Source organism: Terribacillus saccharophilus, assembly GCF_002272075.1.
GTDB lineage: Bacteria > Bacillota > Bacilli > Bacillales > Amphibacillaceae > Terribacillus > Terribacillus saccharophilus_A.
The window spans coordinates 175,267-193,119 of the sequence record NZ_NPBJ01000004.1 but is presented as its reverse complement, the minus strand read 5'-3'; the positions used below and the strand labels follow the sequence as shown (position 1 = coordinate 193,119).

22 protein-coding genes and 1 riboswitch are annotated in these 17,853 nt (G+C 45.0%); of the genes, 19 read left to right on the top strand and 3 right to left on the bottom strand.

The window, feature by feature from the left end:
- Positions 1 to 2 precede the first annotated feature (2 nt).
- From spoVAE to lysA, 4 genes are all read left to right on the top strand, one after another.
- Complete coding sequence (gene spoVAE, locus CHH48_RS03675) at positions 3 to 353, top strand: stage V sporulation protein AE (RefSeq protein WP_095217959.1); 351 nt, start codon at positions 3 to 5, stop codon at positions 351 to 353.
- Between the two features lie 7 nt (positions 354 to 360).
- Positions 361 to 924 (top strand): stage V sporulation protein AE, encoded by a 564-nt coding sequence (locus CHH48_RS03670; RefSeq protein WP_095217958.1) that lies wholly within the window; start codon positions 361 to 363, stop codon positions 922 to 924.
- Complete coding sequence (locus CHH48_RS03665; RefSeq protein ID WP_095217957.1) at positions 917 to 2,392, top strand: spore germination protein; 1,476 nt, start codon at positions 917 to 919, stop codon at positions 2,390 to 2,392. Before CHH48_RS03670 ends, CHH48_RS03665 begins: the two co-directional genes overlap by 8 nt.
- 159 nt (positions 2,393 to 2,551) lie before the next feature.
- Complete coding sequence (lysA, locus tag CHH48_RS03660; RefSeq protein WP_095217956.1) at positions 2,552 to 3,850, top strand: diaminopimelate decarboxylase; 1,299 nt, start codon at positions 2,552 to 2,554, stop codon at positions 3,848 to 3,850.
- A gap of 35 nt (positions 3,851 to 3,885) precedes the next feature.
- Here lysA and CHH48_RS03655 read toward each other — a convergent pair whose 3' ends face one another.
- Complete coding sequence (locus CHH48_RS03655) at positions 3,886 to 4,326, bottom strand: peptidylprolyl isomerase (RefSeq protein ID WP_038561014.1); 441 nt, start codon at positions 4,324 to 4,326, stop codon at positions 3,886 to 3,888.
- A 351-nt stretch (positions 4,327 to 4,677) separates the two neighbouring features.
- Between CHH48_RS03655 and CHH48_RS03650 the strand changes: the two genes are divergently transcribed.
- On the top strand, positions 4,678 to 5,031 hold the full coding sequence (locus CHH48_RS03650; RefSeq protein WP_095217955.1) for a GNAT family N-acetyltransferase: 354 nt from the start codon (positions 4,678 to 4,680) through the stop codon (positions 5,029 to 5,031).
- 48 nt (positions 5,032 to 5,079) lie between these two features.
- Here CHH48_RS03650 and CHH48_RS03645 read toward each other — a convergent pair whose 3' ends face one another.
- Positions 5,080 to 5,160, bottom strand: a complete 81-nt coding sequence (locus CHH48_RS03645; RefSeq protein WP_038561009.1) for a YjcZ family sporulation protein — start codon at positions 5,158 to 5,160, stop codon at positions 5,080 to 5,082.
- A 137-nt stretch (positions 5,161 to 5,297) separates the two neighbouring features.
- Between CHH48_RS03645 and CHH48_RS03640 the strand changes: the two genes are divergently transcribed.
- The 14 genes from CHH48_RS03640 (at position 5,298) to CHH48_RS03575 (ending at position 17,578) form a co-directional block, all read left to right on the top strand.
- Positions 5,298 to 6,050 (top strand): segregation/condensation protein A, encoded by a 753-nt coding sequence (locus tag CHH48_RS03640; RefSeq protein ID WP_095217954.1) that lies wholly within the window; start codon positions 5,298 to 5,300, stop codon positions 6,048 to 6,050.
- Complete coding sequence (gene scpB, locus CHH48_RS03635; RefSeq protein ID WP_095217953.1) at positions 6,034 to 6,606, top strand: SMC-Scp complex subunit ScpB; 573 nt, start codon at positions 6,034 to 6,036, stop codon at positions 6,604 to 6,606. The genes CHH48_RS03640 and scpB overlap by 17 nt, the downstream gene beginning before the upstream one ends.
- Positions 6,607 to 6,657: 51 nt before the next feature.
- Complete coding sequence (locus CHH48_RS03630; RefSeq protein ID WP_245840295.1) at positions 6,658 to 7,509, top strand: superoxide dismutase; 852 nt, start codon at positions 6,658 to 6,660, stop codon at positions 7,507 to 7,509.
- 101 nt (positions 7,510 to 7,610) lie between these two features.
- A complete protein-coding gene (locus CHH48_RS03625) occupies positions 7,611 to 8,666 on the top strand; it encodes a D-alanyl-D-alanine carboxypeptidase family protein (protein WP_095217952.1) in 1,056 nt (351 codons plus the stop codon).
- Complete coding sequence (locus CHH48_RS03620) at positions 8,660 to 9,253, top strand: nucleoside recognition domain-containing protein (RefSeq protein ID WP_095217951.1); 594 nt, start codon at positions 8,660 to 8,662, stop codon at positions 9,251 to 9,253. The genes CHH48_RS03625 and CHH48_RS03620 overlap by 7 nt, the downstream gene beginning before the upstream one ends.
- Entirely contained in the window at positions 9,250 to 9,783 is a 534-nt protein-coding gene (locus tag CHH48_RS03615; protein WP_095217950.1) for a spore maturation protein, read from the top strand. The genes CHH48_RS03620 and CHH48_RS03615 overlap by 4 nt, the downstream gene beginning before the upstream one ends.
- Before the next feature lie 64 nt (positions 9,784 to 9,847).
- Positions 9,848 to 10,588, top strand: coding sequence for a pseudouridine synthase (locus tag CHH48_RS03610; protein ID WP_095217949.1), 741 nt, complete (start codon positions 9,848 to 9,850; stop codon positions 10,586 to 10,588).
- 56 nt (positions 10,589 to 10,644) lie between these two features.
- On the top strand, positions 10,645 to 11,178 hold the full coding sequence (resA, locus tag CHH48_RS03605; RefSeq protein ID WP_095217948.1) for a thiol-disulfide oxidoreductase ResA: 534 nt from the start codon (positions 10,645 to 10,647) through the stop codon (positions 11,176 to 11,178).
- 17 nt (positions 11,179 to 11,195) lie between these two features.
- Positions 11,196 to 12,743, top strand: a complete 1,548-nt coding sequence (gene resB / locus CHH48_RS03600) for a cytochrome c biogenesis protein ResB (RefSeq protein ID WP_176466357.1) — start codon at positions 11,196 to 11,198, stop codon at positions 12,741 to 12,743.
- On the top strand, positions 12,743 to 13,900 hold the full coding sequence (ccsB, locus tag CHH48_RS03595; protein ID WP_095217946.1) for a c-type cytochrome biogenesis protein CcsB: 1,158 nt from the start codon (positions 12,743 to 12,745) through the stop codon (positions 13,898 to 13,900). Before resB ends, ccsB begins: the two co-directional genes overlap by 1 nt.
- A gap of 26 nt (positions 13,901 to 13,926) precedes the next feature.
- The gene (locus CHH48_RS03590) at positions 13,927 to 14,643 is read left to right on the top strand and encodes a response regulator transcription factor (protein WP_038560981.1); all 717 of its coding nucleotides are present in this window, start codon (positions 13,927 to 13,929) and stop codon (positions 14,641 to 14,643) included.
- On the top strand, positions 14,643 to 16,403 hold the full coding sequence (locus CHH48_RS03585) for an ATP-binding protein (RefSeq protein WP_095217945.1): 1,761 nt from the start codon (positions 14,643 to 14,645) through the stop codon (positions 16,401 to 16,403). Before CHH48_RS03590 ends, CHH48_RS03585 begins: the two co-directional genes overlap by 1 nt.
- Positions 16,404 to 16,418: 15 nt before the next feature.
- Positions 16,419 to 16,597, top strand: a riboswitch (cobalamin riboswitch).
- Between the two features lie 73 nt (positions 16,598 to 16,670).
- A complete protein-coding gene (locus tag CHH48_RS03580) occupies positions 16,671 to 17,048 on the top strand; it encodes a DUF4430 domain-containing protein (RefSeq protein ID WP_217903015.1) in 378 nt (125 codons plus the stop codon).
- Complete coding sequence (locus tag CHH48_RS03575) at positions 17,048 to 17,578, top strand: ECF transporter S component (protein WP_095217944.1); 531 nt, start codon at positions 17,048 to 17,050, stop codon at positions 17,576 to 17,578. Before CHH48_RS03580 ends, CHH48_RS03575 begins: the two co-directional genes overlap by 1 nt.
- 14 nt (positions 17,579 to 17,592) lie before the next feature.
- Here the strand turns inward: CHH48_RS03575 and CHH48_RS03570 are convergent, their stop codons facing one another.
- Entirely contained in the window at positions 17,593 to 17,841 is a 249-nt protein-coding gene (locus tag CHH48_RS03570) for a ferredoxin (RefSeq protein WP_095217943.1), read from the bottom strand.
- Positions 17,842 to 17,853: the final 12 nt, after the last annotated feature.

The following is a 17,853-nucleotide window of genomic DNA, read 5'->3' as shown; positions in this document are numbered from 1 at the left end:
GCATGGACTTTTTTTGGGCATTTGTAGTCGGCGGCTTGATTTGTGTTCTCGGTCAGCTGCTTTTAGATGTTGCTAAACTGGATGCTGGACATGTGATGAGTACCTTTGTAGTTCTAGGCTGTGTACTGGATGGATTCGACTTGTATGATAACTTACTTTCTTTCGCAGGTGCCGGTGCTTCGGTTCCCATCACTAGTTTTGGACATTCCCTCCTTCACGGTGCAATGGAACAAGCTGACAAACATGGTTTTTGGGGCATTGCACTCGGAATGTTCCAGCTGACATCTGCAGGGATCGCTGCCGCTATTCTTTTCGGGTTCCTAGTGTCTGTAATCTTTAAGCCAAGGGGATGAACCCTTTATGAAGAGAGTAATTCTGATTACAGACGGAGACGCTTATGCAAAGCGAACAATCGACCATTTAGCTAAGAAAATAGGCGGGACGTCTCTATCTTATTTGGCTGATAATCCGATGACAGTGGAGGCTAAATCTATGGTCGATGCTATCCATGCAGCTGAAGCAGAACCGGTTTATGTCCTTCTCGATGATGGAGGTGTACCGGGTGTAGGCAGCGGTGAAATGCTGCTTCAGACGATTTCAGATGATCCCGAAATCAACGTTATTGGTGCATTAGCGGTTGCGGCTCATACGCAAAACCGGGAATGGAGCCGCGTCAACTTCTCTATTGATCAGGATGGGGAGCTGCAGCCATTTGGTGTAGATAAAGAAGGGGTCATTACAGAGGAAATCGGCCGTATCAACGGCGATACGGTGTACCTGCTTGACCAGCTGGATATTCCTTTAGTCGTGGCAATCGGAGATATCGGAAAGATGCACGGAAAAGATGCAATCGAAATCGGCTCCCCAATTACAGAACAAGCGCTTCGTATCATCCTAGAAAGGGAGGGAAGCAGAAATGGCTGATGAGCAAAAAATGCCCATACCAGCAAAGGTCGATGATGTAAATGAGTTTATGAAAGAGCGTGTTGGTGTCGGTGTCTCCTTCGACGTCGGTCACCGCACCTTGATCATTCTTAAGAAAAAAGTAGAAATCTACTACACCACTGGACTTGCTGATGCAGAAGTCGTACAGCGTGTGCTCTCGAAATTGATGAGTATCAATGATGACGAAAGAAATACTAACAAAGTTTCCGAAATCATTGAAAACCGACTGGTACACATGCAAGTGAAGCGGACAGAAAGCATCGATGATTGTGTCGATCAATTCCTTTCAGGATTAATTGTCGTATTCATGGACGGCTGTGATTTTGCTTTTGTTGTCGACACAAGGTCCTATCCGGGCAGACAGCCGGAGGAGCCAGACACGGAGAAGGTCATCCGCGGTCCGCGGGATGGATATACGGAAAATATTATCATCAACACTGCCTTGACGCGCAGAAGGATTCGGGATGAACGGCTGCGACTGGAAATGATGCAGGTAGGAGAAAGATCAAAGACAGATATTTGTATCGCTTATATCGAAGACGTTGCTAACCCAAATTTAGTAAAGCTTATTAAAAAAGAATTGAAGGAAATCGAGATCGACGGACTTCCGATGTCTGATAAATCTGTGGAAGAATATCTTGTAAAACAAGGCAATAGACCATTCCCGCTTGTCAGATACACCGAACGTCCGGACATTGGCGCGGTTCACCTTTTTGAAGGGCATGTCCTTATTATTGTGGATACGTCACCTAGCGTTATCATTACACCGGCGACTTATTTTTCCCATTTGCAGCATGCCGAGGAATACAGAGAATCACCAGCGCCTGGAACATTCATACGCTGGGTCCGTCTCACAGGGATCTTTGTATCATTGTTCCTCCTGCCGTTTTGGTATCTGATCACAGTTCATCCGGAATTGCTGCCAGGAAGCATCGATTTTATCGGTCCCAATAAGGATGACGGACATATACCATTATTTCTGCAAGTCCTCCTTGCAGATCTTGGTATAGAATTCCTCAGACTAGCTGCAATTCATACTCCTACGCCGCTATCCACGGCAATGGGTCTTATCGCAGCTGTCCTGATCGGTGAGATTGCCATTAACGTAGGCTTGTTCACGCCAGAAGTAATTCTTTATGTAGCGGTTTCTGCTGTCGGTTCATTTGTTACGCCTAGCTTCGAGCTTAGTGTTTCAAACAAAATAACAAGAATCTTCTTCCTCGTAGCAACAGCAATTTTCGGGGTTCCGGGATTCGTCATCAGCATCACTTTAGCCATCTTGATTCTTGTAGGGACAAAATCACTTAACACACCTTATATGTGGCCGTTCATTCCTTTCAATATGAAAGCACTTCTGGAGATTGCTTACCGGACACCGGTTCCGCTGACAAAATATCGTCCCACCATTACCAACTCTCCAGATAAAACAAGAGCGCCGAATTCTTAGTTGCTAGAAAAATGAGAATATGGTACGTTTACTCTATCTATTTTTTACGACAGTACGGGTAGTGTAGCGTGTGAAGCGAAAGCTCATCTTCTTCCTATGCGGAAAGATGGGCTTTGTTTTATGCCTTATCCGATGAAGCCGTTGTTTGGAGGTAATTTTATGCAGCACCCTTTTGTAGTAAATGATCAGCACATTTTGGAAGTAGGCGGAGTAGATGCCGTCACATTAGCCAAAAAATATGGTACACCATTATTTGTGTACGATGTCGGCGTTATCCGGAAAAATGCTAAGGCATTTGTCGAGGCGTTTGAAACATTGGGAGTCAAAGCTCAAGTCGCATATGCGAGCAAGGCTTTTTCTTCGGTCGCAATGGTGCAGGTAGCGAAGCAGGAAAAACTCAGCTTGGATGTAGTTTCCCGCGGAGAACTGCATACTGCATTGAAAGCCGGCTTTCCGACTGAAAAAATTCACTTGCATGGCAATAACAAGAGCTATGAAGAACTTTCAATGGCTGTAGAGCATGACATCGGCTGTGTGGTTGTGGATAACTTCCATGAAATTGCCTTATTGGAAGCGGTATTGAAGGAACAAGGAAAGCAGATGGATATCCTGCTGCGTGTTACGCCGGGCATCGAAGCACATACACATGATTATATTTTGACAGGCAATGAGGATTCAAAATTCGGCTTTGATATTAGTAATGGACAAGCTGAGGAAGCGTTTCGTAAGGTAAAGGATAGCGAAGTGATCAGAATGAAGGGGCTGCATTGTCATATCGGTTCCCAGATATTCGAAACCGATGGATTTCTGATGGCAGTAGGCAGGCTGTTCGAGCTTATTAAAGCATGGCAGAATGATTTTGGTTATGCACCTGCAGTACTTAACGTAGGCGGCGGCTTTGGTATCCGTTATACGGAGAACGACGAACCGCTTCCATTGTCAGATTATATTCATGCATTGGTAACACGAATCAAAGCGGAGGCCGAGGAAGCATCAATTGAGATGCCGGAAATCTGGATTGAGCCAGGGAGATCAATTGTTGGGAATGCGGCAGTAACACTTTATACGATCGGTTCTGTTAAAGAGATTCCTGGTGTACGTAAATATGTGTCTGTTGATGGTGGGATGACGGACAATCTTCGTCCAGCACTTTATAAAGCTGTTTATGAGGCTAAAATTGCTAATCGTGCAGATGAGAAAGCAATAGAAACAGTATCCATTGCCGGTAAATGCTGCGAATCAGGAGATATGCTGATTTGGGATATCGATTTACCGAAAGCAGAGGCTGGAGACTTGCTCGCAGTTTTCAGTACCGGCGCCTACGGTTACGCGATGGCAAACAACTATAACCGCTTTGGCAGACCAGCGGTTGTCTTTGTCGAAAATGGAGTCGATAGACTTGTCGTCAGAAGAGAAGAAGCTGAGGAACTAACAAGGCTTGATCTTTCTTATGAATAAAAAAATCCTGTATGCATGATGCATACAGGATTTTTTTATTCTTCGTCGAAAACTTCTACAGTTTCCATTGTGTCGCCGTTTCTCATGTTGCGAGCGATTTCCAAACCGGAAGTTACTTTACCAAATACAGTATGAACACCATTCAAGTGCGGTTGTGGCTCGTGCACGATAAAGAACTGGCTGGAGCCTGTATCTTTACCTGCATGCGCCATGCTCAAGCTGCCGGCTTCATGCTTATGAGGGTTTCCTTCTGTTTCACATTTGATTGTTGTACCGCTGCCGCCAGCGCCAGTGCCAGTCGGGTCGCCACCTTGGCTCACGAAGCCTGGGATAACGCGGTGGAACGTTACGCCATTATAGAAACCGGAGTTCGCGAGCTTCTCGAAGTTCGCTACTGTGTTTGGTGCTTCCTCCGGATATAGTTCGAATTCAATTTTATCGCCATCCAGCATTAGGATGTAACCTTTTTTAGCCATTTGCTTGTCCTCCTAGATTAAAATGAGTATGTACTCGTGATGATTCTACCACATAAACCGTCACTCTCGCCAGATTCTGCTTCTATCCTTTGTATGGAGCGAGGGATGTAGGAGAAACTACCATAGAATTCTTTGTTGTAGTCCGGCAGTAAGTATATGGGGAAAATGCGTGAAAGTAAAGTTGACAAAAAACGTAGATAGGTTTTAAATAAGACTACGTACGGCAGGAGTTGAACACAGTTGCAGGATAGTGACAAACAAGAGAAGGTGCTTTTCTGGGTCATGATGGGAGCAAGCTGCTTATTCCTTCTGTCCTTGATCGGAAAGTTATTTTCTTAATGAGGGGTTATTATGCTAATACGATACAAGAAGTCAATGGAAAAAATCGCAATGGGACTTTTATCTTTTATGCCCGATGTAAAAGAAGTAAAAAAATTGCAGCAGACAATTCAGGAATACAATAACAATCCGAATTGGCACTTGTTTCTTTGGAAAGATGAAGATGATATCCTCGGGGCACTGGGAGTCGTGATCGATGAGGATAAAGCCATCGTGCAGCATATTTCGGTCGATCCATCTCACCGAGGCAATGGCATCGGCAAGCAGATGGTTTGTGAGTTACGTAACATGTATTCGCCTATGCATCAAGTTACTGCGACGGATGAAACAAAGAATTTCCTTGAGAAATGCGAAACAGAAGCTTAAAATAAAAACCAGCCTCCTAAGAAGGCTGGTTTTCTTTATGCGCTCGGCTTATAGCCAAGCAGCACCTACGATAATTAGAAGAATGAAAAGCACAACGATCAAAGCAAATCCTCCGCCGTAGCTACCCATGGTGAAATTCCTCCTTTATAAAATGTGACTCAGATAAAAGCCAGGATGTCTGAACATTTATCCTACGGTATAAGGTATGTCGGGAATTAAGTCAGGGTATGGGCGGTAGTGAACTTTTTTCGGAAGGAGGAGATTATATGCAAGGATACAGTGTGAAACTGGATGGGTTTGAAGGCCCGCTTGATCTGCTCCTGCATTTGATTAACCAATATGAAATCGATATCTATGACATTCCGGTGGCAGTGATCACCGAGCAATATATGCACTATATACATACGATGCAGCAATTGGAATTGAACATTGCCAGTGAATATTTAGTGATGGCGGCAACGCTTCTTGCAATGAAAAGCAAGCTGCTTCTGCCGAATCAAGCAGCACTCGATGAAGAAGCCGCAATGGAGGAGGAAGATCCTCGAGATGAGCTTATGAATCGCTTGATTGAATATCGTAAGTTCAAAGAAGCAGCGGAAGAATTAAAAGAAAAAGAGCTGTCTGCTGACAAGCTTTATACAAGACCGCCAGCACCGCTTCCGGATAAACCGGAATTGAAACCGCTCGAGCCAGGTGAAGTTACGGTCTATGATATGGTAGCTGCCTTGCAGCGTGTTTTTCGCCGAAGAGAATGGAGCCAGCCGCTCGATACGAAAATCCAGCGTGCAGAAATTTTGCTGGAAGATCGAATGGGAGAGGTACTGCATTCTCTTAAAGCCAGAAAAGAAGGGGTCGATTTCTTTGAATTATTCCCGGAACGAACAAAGCAGCACATTGTCGTCACCTTTATGGCTATATTAGAATTGATGAAAAAACAGCAAATTTTCTGCAAGCAAAAACAGCATTTTGATGAGTTAATCGTATTTGAAATGGGGATGCAAGATGGAAGTACCGTATAACAGTATTCTGGAAGGGCTGTTGTTTGCAGCCGGCGATGAAGGTTTGACAAAGAAACAGCTTATGCATGCATTGGAATTAGGAGAAAAAGAAGTTGAAGAGGAATTGGCAGCACTTAGGGTGGCCTACGAATCTCCAGACCGCGGTCTATCTATTATGGAAATGAAAGGTGCCTACCATCTGACAACAAAATCAGAGCATGCAGCTTATCATCGTAAACTGCTGGATTCTCCGCAAAACAGCAAGCTATCGCAAGCGGCCCTTGAGACGCTGGCAATCATAGCATATAAACAGCCGATCACAAGAATCGAGGTTGAGGAAGTTCGCGGTGTTAAGAGCGAGAGGCCGATTCAGACACTTGTTGCCAGAGGCTTTATAGAAGAGAGCGGCCGCAAGGAAGGCATCGGAAGACCGATCTTATATGTTACGACACTTGCTTTTCTTGCTTACTTTGGTTTACATACATTGGATGACCTGCCTCCTTTACCGGAAGGAACCGATGACCCTGAAGGAGCAGCAGATCTGTTCTTCGAAGATTTTCCAGCCGAATCGGATTGACAAGATTCCCCTAGCTGTACGGGTACATATGCTAGGGCGAGGTGAGTGATCTTGAACAGCAGAAATTATCTGGAAGCATTGTTAGAATGGAGTAAGGCAATGCAAGAACATGCAGGAGAGGCTTTAGAGGAATGGGAACCTGATCTACGTGAACTGCAGCATAACCTGCAGCAGACGCTATCATCTGCAGAAACTATTTCACAGGAAGCTGTGTTACAACTTCGTCAGGATGCAGAGAGATTAGCAGCCCGAGCGGAGCAGGTCAGTCGTCAGAATAGTATCCGATGGGGTCAGCATAGACTGCCGCCACTTCCTTACCGATTTGATGCATTAGAGCCGCACATAAGCAGAGAGATAATGAAACTGCATTATACAAAACACCATCAATCCTATGTCGATGGACTGAATAAAGCAGAGGAAATGCTGTACGTGAATAGAGGGAACAAAACAAGCTCGGATTATAAGCATTATTTAAGAGAGCAGTCCTTCCATGGTTCTGGTCATTTCCTTCACACGATTTTCTGGTACAATATGTCGCCTAATGGCGGCGGAGAACCTTCCGGACAGCTCGCGCAGCAGATCCGAAAAGATTTTGGATCCTTCCAGAGGTTTAAGGACATGTTCTCCAAGGCTGCAGACAGTGTCGAAGGAGTCGGCTGGGCTATCCTTGTCTGGGAGCCAAGGTCACAACACTTGGCTATTCAGACACTTGAAAAGCATCAATTTTTCAGTTTGGCAGATACAATTCCTTTATTAGTCTTAGACATGTGGGAGCATGCTTATTATCTGCAATATAAAACAGAAAAGAAGCAGTATGTGGAAAACTGGTGGAACGTCGTCAATTGGGCGAATGTGACACAAAGATTTCAAACTGCCAAGCAAGTGAACTGGGCGCCATTCTGAGTGAAAGACCCCTATCCATATGGATAGGGGTCTTTCACTTGTTCATAAGCTTGTCTTCTGTGCATACACTGATGATAGATGACTAAGGGAGGGTTTGAAACATGTTCAAGCGCGTTCTGGTTGTAATGATAGTTATAATCCTCTGTGCGATGCTCCTGCCAGGGCAAGCGGCCGCCAAACCTGGAGTATCTGCAGATGCTGCTATCCTGATGGAGCTTTCTACGGGCAGGATTTTATATGAAAAAAATGCATCTGATCCGAAAAGGATCGCCAGTATCACAAAAATCATGACCGCTATCATCGCTATTGAATCAGGCAAGATGGATGAAGAAGTCCATGTCAGTAAAAATGCAGTATATACAGAGGGATCCTCCATTTACCTGGAGGAAGGAGAGGAAATACCGTTGAAAGATCTTGTATACGGGCTGATGCTTCGATCCGGAAATGACGCAGCCGTAGCCATAGCTGAGCATGTGGGCGGCAGTGAAGAAGGATTTACGCATTTGATGAACGAGAAAGCAGCATGGCTTGGCATGCAGGATTCTCATTTTGATAATCCGCACGGTCTGGATACCGAAACACATCAAAGCTCCGCATATGACATGGCATTATTAACGAAGTATAGCATGCAAAATGAGACCTTCCGTAAGATCAGCGGGACGAAAACATACAAAGCCGATTCTAAGCTGTATGCCTGGGGCAATAAAAATAAGATGCTCACGCGTTATTATGATTACTCTACCGGCGGTAAGACAGGCTATACGAAAAAGGCGGGCCGGACACTTGTTAGTACTGCAGAAAAAGATGGAATGGAACTGGTTGTTGTCACGATAAACGACCCGGATGACTGGCGTGATCATATGAATCTTTTTGAATGGGGATTCGATGAATATGAGCTTACCAAGCTGAAACAGTCTGAAACAGGCACGTCCCTTATTTATCCGCTTTCCGAGCAGGAAAAGAAACAAGCGCATACTATGACCCAGCTCCTGAAAGAGGACAAGCAAAAGGAAAACCAGCAGATTGGTGCCGATGTTTATTATTTGAACGAAAAGAAAATCGGTACAGTGCCAATTTTCGCAGTCCCGCAGACACCGACGCTAGCTGGTTCTACAAAGCAACTTTTTGATGAGCTGGCTGGTGTCCGCTTATGGTGAACTATATATGGGCAATCATGGCGATCGGCGGCATTATTTATGCCATGATCAATGGCACGATGGATGAAGTAAATAAAGCTATCTTCAAAAGTGCAGATGACGCAGTTGTGCTTGCCATCAGTTTGATTAGTGTGATGGTATTTTGGCTCGGAATCACAAAAATAGCAGAAGCCGCCGGACTTTTAAAGGGTCTAGTCCGGCTGGCTAAGCCATTCATTGCTCGATTATTTCCGGACATTCCGAAGGATCACCCGGCAATGGGATATATCCTGTCCAACTTGACTGCCAATTTCTTTGGTTTAGGAAACGCTGCGACACCGATGGGAATCAAAGCGATGGAAGAGATGAAAAAGCTCAGCGGCAGTCCGAAAGCAAGCCGTTCCATGATTACGTTCCTTGCAATTAACACATCGAGTTTGACGCTTATTCCTACGACAGTGCTTGCTGTTCGGATGAAATATGATTCGCAATCACCAACTGAGATTGTCAGCGCAACTTTGCTGGCTTCTATCATCTCATTCATCGGAGCCATTCTGATTGATCGGCTTTTCTATGAAATCAGGCGACGGAAGGAGCGTCATCTATGAGTCTGCTTGCGACCGCCAGCATGTGGATCATTCCTTGTCTCATCCTTGTCGTACTAACTATCGCCACAGCAAAACGACTGCCGACTTACGAACTGTTTGTAGATGGCGGCAAGGAAGGCATCGGTCTGGCTATCTCGATTCTCCCTTTTCTGCTAGGGATGCTTGTCTCGATTGCGATTCTTCGGGCTTCTGGTGCATTGGATGCCATAATCGGTCTGATTACGCCTTTTTTGAGTTTTATCGGAATGCCTGCTGATATTGTCCCTCTGGCGCTTGTAAGGCCGATCAGCGGGACAGCCGCACTCGGGATGACTACCGAGCTGATTGCGACCCATGGACCTGACTCCTTCATTGGCCGGCTGGCTTCGGTTCTTCAGGGGAGTACGGATACGACCTTTTATGTACTGACAGTTTATTTTGGTGCTGTCGGTATCCGGAAGATGGGAGATGCATTAAAAGTTGGACTGTTAGCTGATGTTATTGGTATAATGGCTTCAATCATAGTAGTAACGATTATATTCGGAGCATGAGAGGCGTTGACAACCGTTAACGCTCTTTCTTTTGTTCCTGATGATAAAAAGTGAGGATCAGTACATGGATAAACAAGCAGAACGCCTGCAGAAAGTAATCGCCCACAGTGGCATTACATCAAGAAGAAAAGCAGAGACGATGATTTTGGAAGGCAAAGTTAAGGTTAATGGCAAGGTTGTAAAGGAACTTGGCATAAAAGTAACCGATAGAGACACCGTAGAGGTAAATGGTATACCGCTTGAAAAGGAAAAATCAGTCTATTATATGCTGTACAAGCCACGCGGTGTCATCTCAAGCGTACAGGATGAGAAAGACCGGAAAGTTGTGCTTGATTTAATGCCGGATGTGTTGGAAAGAGTCTATCCGATCGGCCGTCTGGATTATGATACATCAGGCTTGTTGCTTTTGACGAATGACGGAGAATTTGCCAACATGCTCATGCATCCAAGCCAGAAGATTGACAAAGTATATGTTGCCAAAGTTAAGGGCATACCTTCCCCCGAAGAGCTGAAACAGCTGAAACGAGGCATTATGATAGACGGGCATAAATGCAAAGCTGTCTATGCGAAGCTGATGAGCGCTGATAGAAAGAAGAATACGAGCCTCGTTCAAATTATCCTTCATGAAGGACGTAACCGTCAGGTGAGGAAAATGATGGAGAGAATTCAATTTCCTGTTCAGAAGCTGAAGCGCGAAAGATACGGTTTCTTAACACTTGAAGGGCTTCAGCCAGGTGCGTATCGTAAGCTGACTCCTGAAGAAGTACATCGCATTAAACAGGAATACAAAGAAAATCGTAAATAATTTGTCAAAATTGGCAGCCGGCGGACGTGCTATACTTGGCAAAGAGGTGAGGATACGTGACACCTATTCGTAAACGGCGCTTCATTGTACGCCTGACTGTGCTTGCCATACTGGCTTGCTTTGTTTTGATAGCATGCTGGCAGCTGTTGGGAGAAGGGAAGGCGTCAAAAGTGGAAGCAGGACAGCAGACTCCTGATTTCATGCTGAAGGATTTACAGACAGGTCAGGAATTCAAGCTATCCGAAAAGCGCGGCAAAGGTGTTATAGTCAATTTTTGGGCAACCTATTGCGAGCCTTGTAAGCAGGAAATGCCTTTATTTGAAAAGGCATCCCATACATATGAAAATAAGGATGTAATCTTTGCTGCTGTCAATGTGGACGAAAGCAGCGTTGTTATTGAGCGTTTCCTGGATCTGTATAATTTGTCCTTTCCAATCTTATTGGATAATGGACAAGTGATGGAAGCATATGGAGTAGATGCGTTGCCGGCTACGTTTTTCATCTCCGCTGACGGAACAGTCAGCAGGACGGTTTATGGTCCGTTAGAGACGGAGCGGCTGGAGGAATATGTGGATGAGATTGTGCCTTGAGAAAAGAGGCGATGTATTTGCAGAAATGTTCTATTTGTAAGCATGAGAACAATCTGGATAGCGAAAGATGCCATAATTGTGGGAATGTATTGATAGAAAAGCTGGATATGCGCTATGAAGGCGCAGACCGGCGCTCCCAGCAGCGTACCCAGACGATAATTGATAAGATCTGGCGGTTTTTCGCTTCTGTGCGGAACGGAATGTATATTCTTCTGCTGGTATTGCTTATAACGGCGATCGGGACCATTCTTCCACAGCGGGCATACATTCCAATTGGGAGAACACCTCAGGAATTTTACGAATCAGAATATGGTGTGTTTGGGAGTCTGTATCTTGACTTGGGTTTTGATCAGTTATACAGCTCATGGTGGTATATGACGCTGCTCGGATTACTTGGTGCCAGTATCTTGATTGCCAGTATCGATCGCTTTTTTCCGTTATACCGTGCTTTGAAGCTGCAGCCAGTGAAACGCAAGAAACATTTCCTCATACGTCAAGTGTATGTGAGATATAAGGAAATAAGTAATCAGGAGCGCTTGTTGAAGCAAATACGAGGCAGAGGTTATCGGATTCGTCAAAATGGTGAAGATTATCTGGCAGAGAAAAACAGGTTTGCCAGATGGGGACCTTATGTGAATCATATCGGATTGCTGCTAGTGCTGCTGGCTGCTTTTCTCCGACTGTTTCCTTATTTCTATCAAGATGAATTTGTCTGGATAAGAGATGGAGAGACAGCGGTAGTACCCGATACCGATCAATCATTGTTTATCAAAAATGAGCAATTCAGTGTAGATACATACGAAAATGACGATCCAAAATTCGAAGCTGCTATCGAACAAGAAGGTAGATCGATTCCGAAAAGCTTCTCAACAGATATCATCGTCTACAAAGCTGAGGATCATATAGCAGGTGAGACCCCTGATTTGGATGTATTGAATCAAATGACGGTGTCTGTGAATCATCCTGGCAAAGCTGCGGGATTTACGATTTATCAATCAGGCTATCAGCTGAATGAATTCAGCAGCTTGACTCTCCGCACTGAAAATGAAGAAGGTGTAACAGCTGATTTTAAGATCGATACCGAAAATCCCCAAGCAGATTATGAGCTTGATAATGGCTTGCAAGCTAAATTGGTTGATTATTATCCGGATTATCAATTAGACGGGGACAAAATCATCACCGCAACGAAATTTCCTCGTAATCCTGGATTCGTTTTCGATATTTCAGAGGACAATCATACGGAGAGGCTTTTCATAGCAATTGATGAGGCTGTATCGAAAACGGGAACGAACAATTACAGCGTACGTGCAGTGGATTATGATACGCATAATGTAACTGGATTGTCAGTAAAGCGTGATTTGACCTTGCCGGTATTCCTGCTCGGTGGACTCATTTTCATGATCGGTCTTATCCAAGGTCTTTATTGGCAGCATCGCAGAATATGGCTCCAAAGACAAGCAGATGGCTCCTATCTGATTGCGGGACATACGAATAAGCATACGTCCTCCTTTGAAAGAGAAATGGATCGTATCTTTGACATCTGTGATAAAGGGGAGAGCAGCTGATGGATAAGTTATCTATTTTAAGCGGACATTTACTGGAAGCTGCTTTTATCAGTTACCTGTTTGGTATCGTTCTATTCACTTGGTCAGCAGCCAAGCAGCGGCATGGCGTCACTGAGAGGATTGCCTGGGGAGTCACTGCTGCCGGGTGGATTGCACAGCTCGGTTTCTTCATCCTTCGGTGGGTGTACAGCGGACATGCACCAGTAAGCAATTTATTCGAATTCATGACCTTCTTTGGCATGATGCTCATATTGGTGCTGCTGATTGTGTATCGGTTTTATCGCTATCAACTCTTAGCGGTGATGGCATTGGTAATTAGCATTCTTATCATTGGCTGTGCCGCCATGTTTCCGCGTGAGGTGGCACCGCTAGTACCCTCGCTGCAAAGCCATTGGCTGTATATTCATGTAACAACGGCTGCACTTGGAGAAGCAGTACTTGCTGTCAGCTTTTTCGCAGGTTTTCTTTATATCCTACATGAAACGGACCAAGAGAAACCGGATAGAAGGGTATGGCTCATCGAAGCTATAATCGCTCTTATCTTATCGGTTGCAGGGTATATGCTGCTCGCTATTCTTTTCCGAACTTTCGGATATACTGCGACTGTGATGACTGCAGATGCAAGCATCATCTATCAGCTGCCGCCTTTCTTTGTTCCAATTGATATGGTATCTTCACCATTTCCGTTCAAGGTCTCTGTTCCGGACTGGATGCGCGGTGAAAATGCGGCACTGAAGCTTAATACAATCTTCTTATCCTTGCTCTCAGGGTGTGTGTTGTATATTCTCATTCGATTCTTCACTAGAAAAAGGATTGGCGCAGCACTGCAGCCGTTCGTGCAAAGGATGCCAAAGGATATGCTGGATGACATTGGCTATCGTTCAGTAGCAGTCGGTTTTCCTATCTTCACACTTGGCGCCCTAATCTTTGCAATGATTTGGGCCCAGCAGGCATGGGACCGCTTCTGGGGCTGGGATCCGAAGGAAGTATGGGCGCTGATCACTTGGCTTTTCTATGCTGCTTATTTACATATACGTATGCTGAGAGGTTGGCAAGGAATTCGATCTGCCTGGCTTGCAGTTATCGGTTTTTGTATTATCATGTTCAATTTGCTGGCAGTAAACTTGCTTATCGTTGGTTTACACGCGTATGCTTAACCTAAAAAGAGAAAAGGGGAAGGACCATGGAAACAGAAGCACATATTCTTGTAGTAGACGATGAAGAAAGAATCCGCAGACTCGTGCGCATGTATCTGGAGAAAGAAGGCTACACGCTCGATGAAGCTGCTGACGGAGACCAGGGACTTCAAATGGCAAACGAAACAGACTATGACGTTATCTTGCTGGATGTAATGATGCCTGGCAAGGATGGAATCGAAGTTTGCCAGGAAATCCGCAAGGAAAAAGGAACACCGATCATCATGCTGACAGCTAAGGGAGAAGAAGCTGACCGCGTGGAAGGCTTCGAAGTCGGAGCGGATGATTATATTGTAAAACCTTTCAGTCCTCGTGAAGTTGTTTTGCGCGTCAAAGCGTTATTACGACGGTCTTCCACGACTAAGTATTTGCATACCGATGCAAAAGCGAAGGATTTGCTTGTATTTTCCCATCTTACTATCGATAAAGATGCCCATCGGGTGACAGCGGATAACCAGGAAGTAACACTGACACCTAAGGAATATGAACTGCTGCATTTTCTTGCTTCGACACCAGATAAAGTGTACGGAAGAGAAGAGCTGCTGAAGCAGGTTTGGAAATATGAGTTCTTCGGAGATTTGCGTACAGTAGATACTCATGTCAAAAGACTACGGGAAAAACTGAGCAAGGTTTCAGAAGAAGCAGCTAGCATGATAGTGACAGTGTGGGGTGTCGGATACAAATTCGAAGCGGATAAAAGCTGATGCTGTGGGGAAGTGTTGTTAACAAACTATGGCTGACTATCTTGGTTCTTGTGTCAGTCGTCCTTGGTCTGCTTACTTTTCTGCTGCTGGAGTTCTTCGGTAATTTTCATATTGAAGAAGCAGAGGAGAGCCTTATGCAGACAGCTGCGAAGGTGTCTATTTTGCTGGAAGAAATCGATGACCGCAGTACCGTCTACGATACTGCGGAGCGTGTCCAGGATCCGAATTCCCGCATTGCTATCCTTCAGGATGATGAGCTTTGGATATCTGAACCGGATGAGGCGGAGCCATTGCCTGATGTTGACCAGCAATGGCTGCTGGATGATGCTGTATTAAATAAAGCTGTAACAGAAGGAGAAGATGTATCCAAACAGCTTATCTTGCCTAATACCGATAGAAGTGTAATAGTTGTCGGTACTCCACTGCAGGATGGGTCTGGTGCGGTTTATGTCTATCAATCGTTATCTGTTGTAAAAGAGACAGGTAATCAGACGACACAAATCATCCTGCTGGGAGCAGGAATTGCCTTTGTCCTTACAACCGTTTTTGCCTTTTTCTTGTCATCGAGGATCACGAAACCACTTATAAAGATGCAGGATGCAGCACTAAACGTTGCTAGAGGAGAATTCGGGACCAAAGTACCTGTTGTCACACATGATGAGATAGGTATGCTGGCGACTGCTCTTAACAAGATGGGAAAACAGCTGGAATTCAATATTAATGCCCTCAGTCAGGAAAAAGAACATCTTGCCCGCGTGGTTAATGCAATGGTAGATGGTGTTGTCATGATCAACCGGCAAGGTGAACTAACCGTGACGAATCCGCCGGCTGAAGAATTTATCCATGATTGGCAGTTTGAAAATGGCGAAACATTCCATGAAGTGCCAGGCGTCTGGCTTGAAATCATGGAAAGTGTTGTCTCAACTGCATCGGAGGTTACCCGTGAAGTAACGATCCAAGGACGGGAATGGGTGATTATTGCTACACCTCTTTATGATGATGCGGCAATTCGCGGTGCGGTTGCAGTTGTGCGGGATATGACGCAGGAACGCAGATTGAATAAGCTTCGCGAAGACTTTATTACGAACATTACGCATGAACTGCGCACACCAATTTCCTTGCTGCAAGGCTATAGCGAGGCAATTATTGATGATATTGCTGACACTATTGAAGCGAAAAACGAGCTTGCTCAAATCATTCATGATGAATCCTTACGAATCGGAAGGCTCGTCAACCAGTCGCTTGATCTTGCTCGGATGGAAGCAGGCGATACAAATCTAGTAATGGAAGAAGTAGAAATAAATCCATTTCTGGAGCGGATCGTCCGTAAGTTTCAGGGTTTAGCTGATGAACGGGAAATCAAACTGGGACTCGTCAATGCAGTAGATAAACGGACCTACCAGTTTGCTCCCGATGCAATTGAACAAGTACTTACTAATTTAATTGATAATGCGATTACCCATACTGAAAATGCAGGAGCTGTCCAAGTGTTGGTATCTGACGATAAAGATCAGCTTGTTATGATTGTGAAAGACTCGGGAAGCGGGATCCCTGAAGAGGATCTGCCTTTTGTGTTCGAACGATTCTACAAGGCCGATAAATCTAGGACGAGAAAAACTGTCAGAACCGGAAATGGATTAGGACTTGCGATTGCTAAAAATATCATTCAAGCACATGATGGAACAATCAAAGTAACTAGTAAGCTTCATGAGGGGACAACATTCACTATTCGTCTCCCGCGGGATACAAACCTGACATAATATGATAAAATAAGCTGGATTCAAAGCGTACAAGGTGTCGAACAGACTTGATAGGGAACGCGGTGTGATTCCGTGACTGTCCTCGCAGCTGTGATTACCGCCGAAAAGAACATAACCACTGTCCAATTGGATGGGAAGGGTTCTTAGTAGATAAAGGTATCAGTCAGCAGACCTGCCCTGTGTGCTTGTGTTTCACCGCTTCGAGGACTGAGCGGGTGGAGCGGCAGCTTCTAATGCTCTTTCCTTTACTAAAGGGAGGATTTTTTTATGAAAAAAGCACTACATATGTTATCAGCTTTATTGCTGACAGCAGGCGTCCTGGCTGGTTGCGGGACGGAAGAACAGCCGCAGCAAAACCAGCAAGCAGAGCAGCAGGTCACAGTAACATTATCTGAAGACGGAGAAGAGATTTCATCCAAGGAAGTCAGCTTTGAGAAAGGCGATATTCTGTTGGATGTGATGAAAGAGAACTTCGACATCGAAGAAGATGGTGGATTTATTACTTCTATTGATGGCCACGCTCAGGATGCAAATGCCAACAAATATTGGCTTTTTACCGTGAATGAGGAAATATCACCAGTCGGAGCGAATGAGGTTGAACTGAAAGACGGCGACGAGGTTATCTTCAATCTGCAGGAATCTTAATGTTTACCACACGTAAGCTGACTCTTTTAGCAATGCTGACGGCACTTGCTGCGGTAGGAAGGATATATGCGAATGTGCTGTTTCCTTTCTTGCCGAACATGCAGCCGATGACGAGTGTCATCATCATTTGTTCGCTTTTGCTTGGCCCGGCTGCAGGTGTCATTATCGCTGTATTGTCCACGCTGTTATCCAATATGATACTAGGAATGGGATTATGGACATTGTGGCAGATGCTGGCTTGGGGACTGATTGGTCTGACTTTCGGTCTCGCGGGCAAGCTATGGAAAAACCCCCCGCTGATTGTCATGACAGCTGCCAGCGTTTTGGCAGGATATGTGTATGGCTTATTGATATCATTGCCGAATGTGTTCATAATGGAACATTTCCTGGCGTATTATCTTGCTGGTATAAGTTTCGATACGATGCATGCGATCGGCAATGGAATTTTCTTTTTCATCTTATATCCTGTACTGCGCAGGTTGTTCAGCAAGTGGATTCCTGCAGAAGGAAAAAGAACCACTTCCTCTTAACGGGAAGTGGTTCTTCATATATGGGATAATGCATCCTTTGCAATAACCAAATCACTCAGCTTGATCGACTCGGTCGGACACGCTTCAAATGCCTCTGTCACATCCTCCTGCAATTCCTCCGGTACAGAGAAGGTACCAGTATTGCGGTCGAGCAGGACAAATGCGAGACCTTCATCATCATAATCGTATACATCGGGCGCGACAGCTCCGCATGTACCGCAGGCGATACAAGTATCTTGATCGACATATGTATACATTGCCATCCCGCTTTTCCC

What these genes read in the sequence shown, in the direction of transcription:
- CHH48_RS03645 (WP_038561009.1), bottom strand. Translation starts at nt 5,160, where the DNA reads ATGGGTAGCTACGGCGGAGGATTTGCTTTGATCGTTGTGCTTTTCATT.
- CHH48_RS03665 (WP_095217957.1), top strand. Translation starts at nt 917, where the DNA reads ATGGCTGATGAGCAAAAAATGCCCATACCAGCAAAGGTCGATGATGTA.
- CHH48_RS03670 (WP_095217958.1), top strand. Translation starts at nt 361, where the DNA reads ATGAAGAGAGTAATTCTGATTACAGACGGAGACGCTTATGCAAAGCGA.
- scpB (WP_095217953.1), top strand. Translation starts at nt 6,034, where the DNA reads ATGGAAGTACCGTATAACAGTATTCTGGAAGGGCTGTTGTTTGCAGCC.
- CHH48_RS03640 (WP_095217954.1), top strand. Translation starts at nt 5,298, where the DNA reads ATGCAAGGATACAGTGTGAAACTGGATGGGTTTGAAGGCCCGCTTGAT.
- lysA (WP_095217956.1), top strand. Translation starts at nt 2,552, where the DNA reads ATGCAGCACCCTTTTGTAGTAAATGATCAGCACATTTTGGAAGTAGGC.
- CHH48_RS03650 (WP_095217955.1), top strand. Translation starts at nt 4,678, where the DNA reads ATGCTAATACGATACAAGAAGTCAATGGAAAAAATCGCAATGGGACTT.
- CHH48_RS03655 (WP_038561014.1), bottom strand. Translation starts at nt 4,326, where the DNA reads ATGGCTAAAAAAGGTTACATCCTAATGCTGGATGGCGATAAAATTGAA.
- CHH48_RS03580 (WP_217903015.1), top strand. Translation starts at nt 16,671, where the DNA reads ATGAAAAAAGCACTACATATGTTATCAGCTTTATTGCTGACAGCAGGC.
- CHH48_RS03620 (WP_095217951.1), top strand. Translation starts at nt 8,660, where the DNA reads ATGGTGAACTATATATGGGCAATCATGGCGATCGGCGGCATTATTTAT.
- ccsB (WP_095217946.1), top strand. Translation starts at nt 12,743, where the DNA reads ATGGATAAGTTATCTATTTTAAGCGGACATTTACTGGAAGCTGCTTTT.
- CHH48_RS03615 (WP_095217950.1), top strand. Translation starts at nt 9,250, where the DNA reads ATGAGTCTGCTTGCGACCGCCAGCATGTGGATCATTCCTTGTCTCATC.
- CHH48_RS03570 (WP_095217943.1), bottom strand. Translation starts at nt 17,841, where the DNA reads ATGGCAATGTATACATATGTCGATCAAGATACTTGTATCGCCTGCGGT.
- CHH48_RS03590 (WP_038560981.1), top strand. Translation starts at nt 13,927, where the DNA reads ATGGAAACAGAAGCACATATTCTTGTAGTAGACGATGAAGAAAGAATC.
- CHH48_RS03610 (WP_095217949.1), top strand. Translation starts at nt 9,848, where the DNA reads ATGGATAAACAAGCAGAACGCCTGCAGAAAGTAATCGCCCACAGTGGC.
- CHH48_RS03585 (WP_095217945.1), top strand. Translation starts at nt 14,643, where the DNA reads ATGCTGTGGGGAAGTGTTGTTAACAAACTATGGCTGACTATCTTGGTT.
- CHH48_RS03625 (WP_095217952.1), top strand. Translation starts at nt 7,611, where the DNA reads ATGTTCAAGCGCGTTCTGGTTGTAATGATAGTTATAATCCTCTGTGCG.
- CHH48_RS03575 (WP_095217944.1), top strand. Translation starts at nt 17,048, where the DNA reads ATGTTTACCACACGTAAGCTGACTCTTTTAGCAATGCTGACGGCACTT.
- spoVAE (WP_095217959.1), top strand. Translation starts at nt 3, where the DNA reads ATGGACTTTTTTTGGGCATTTGTAGTCGGCGGCTTGATTTGTGTTCTC.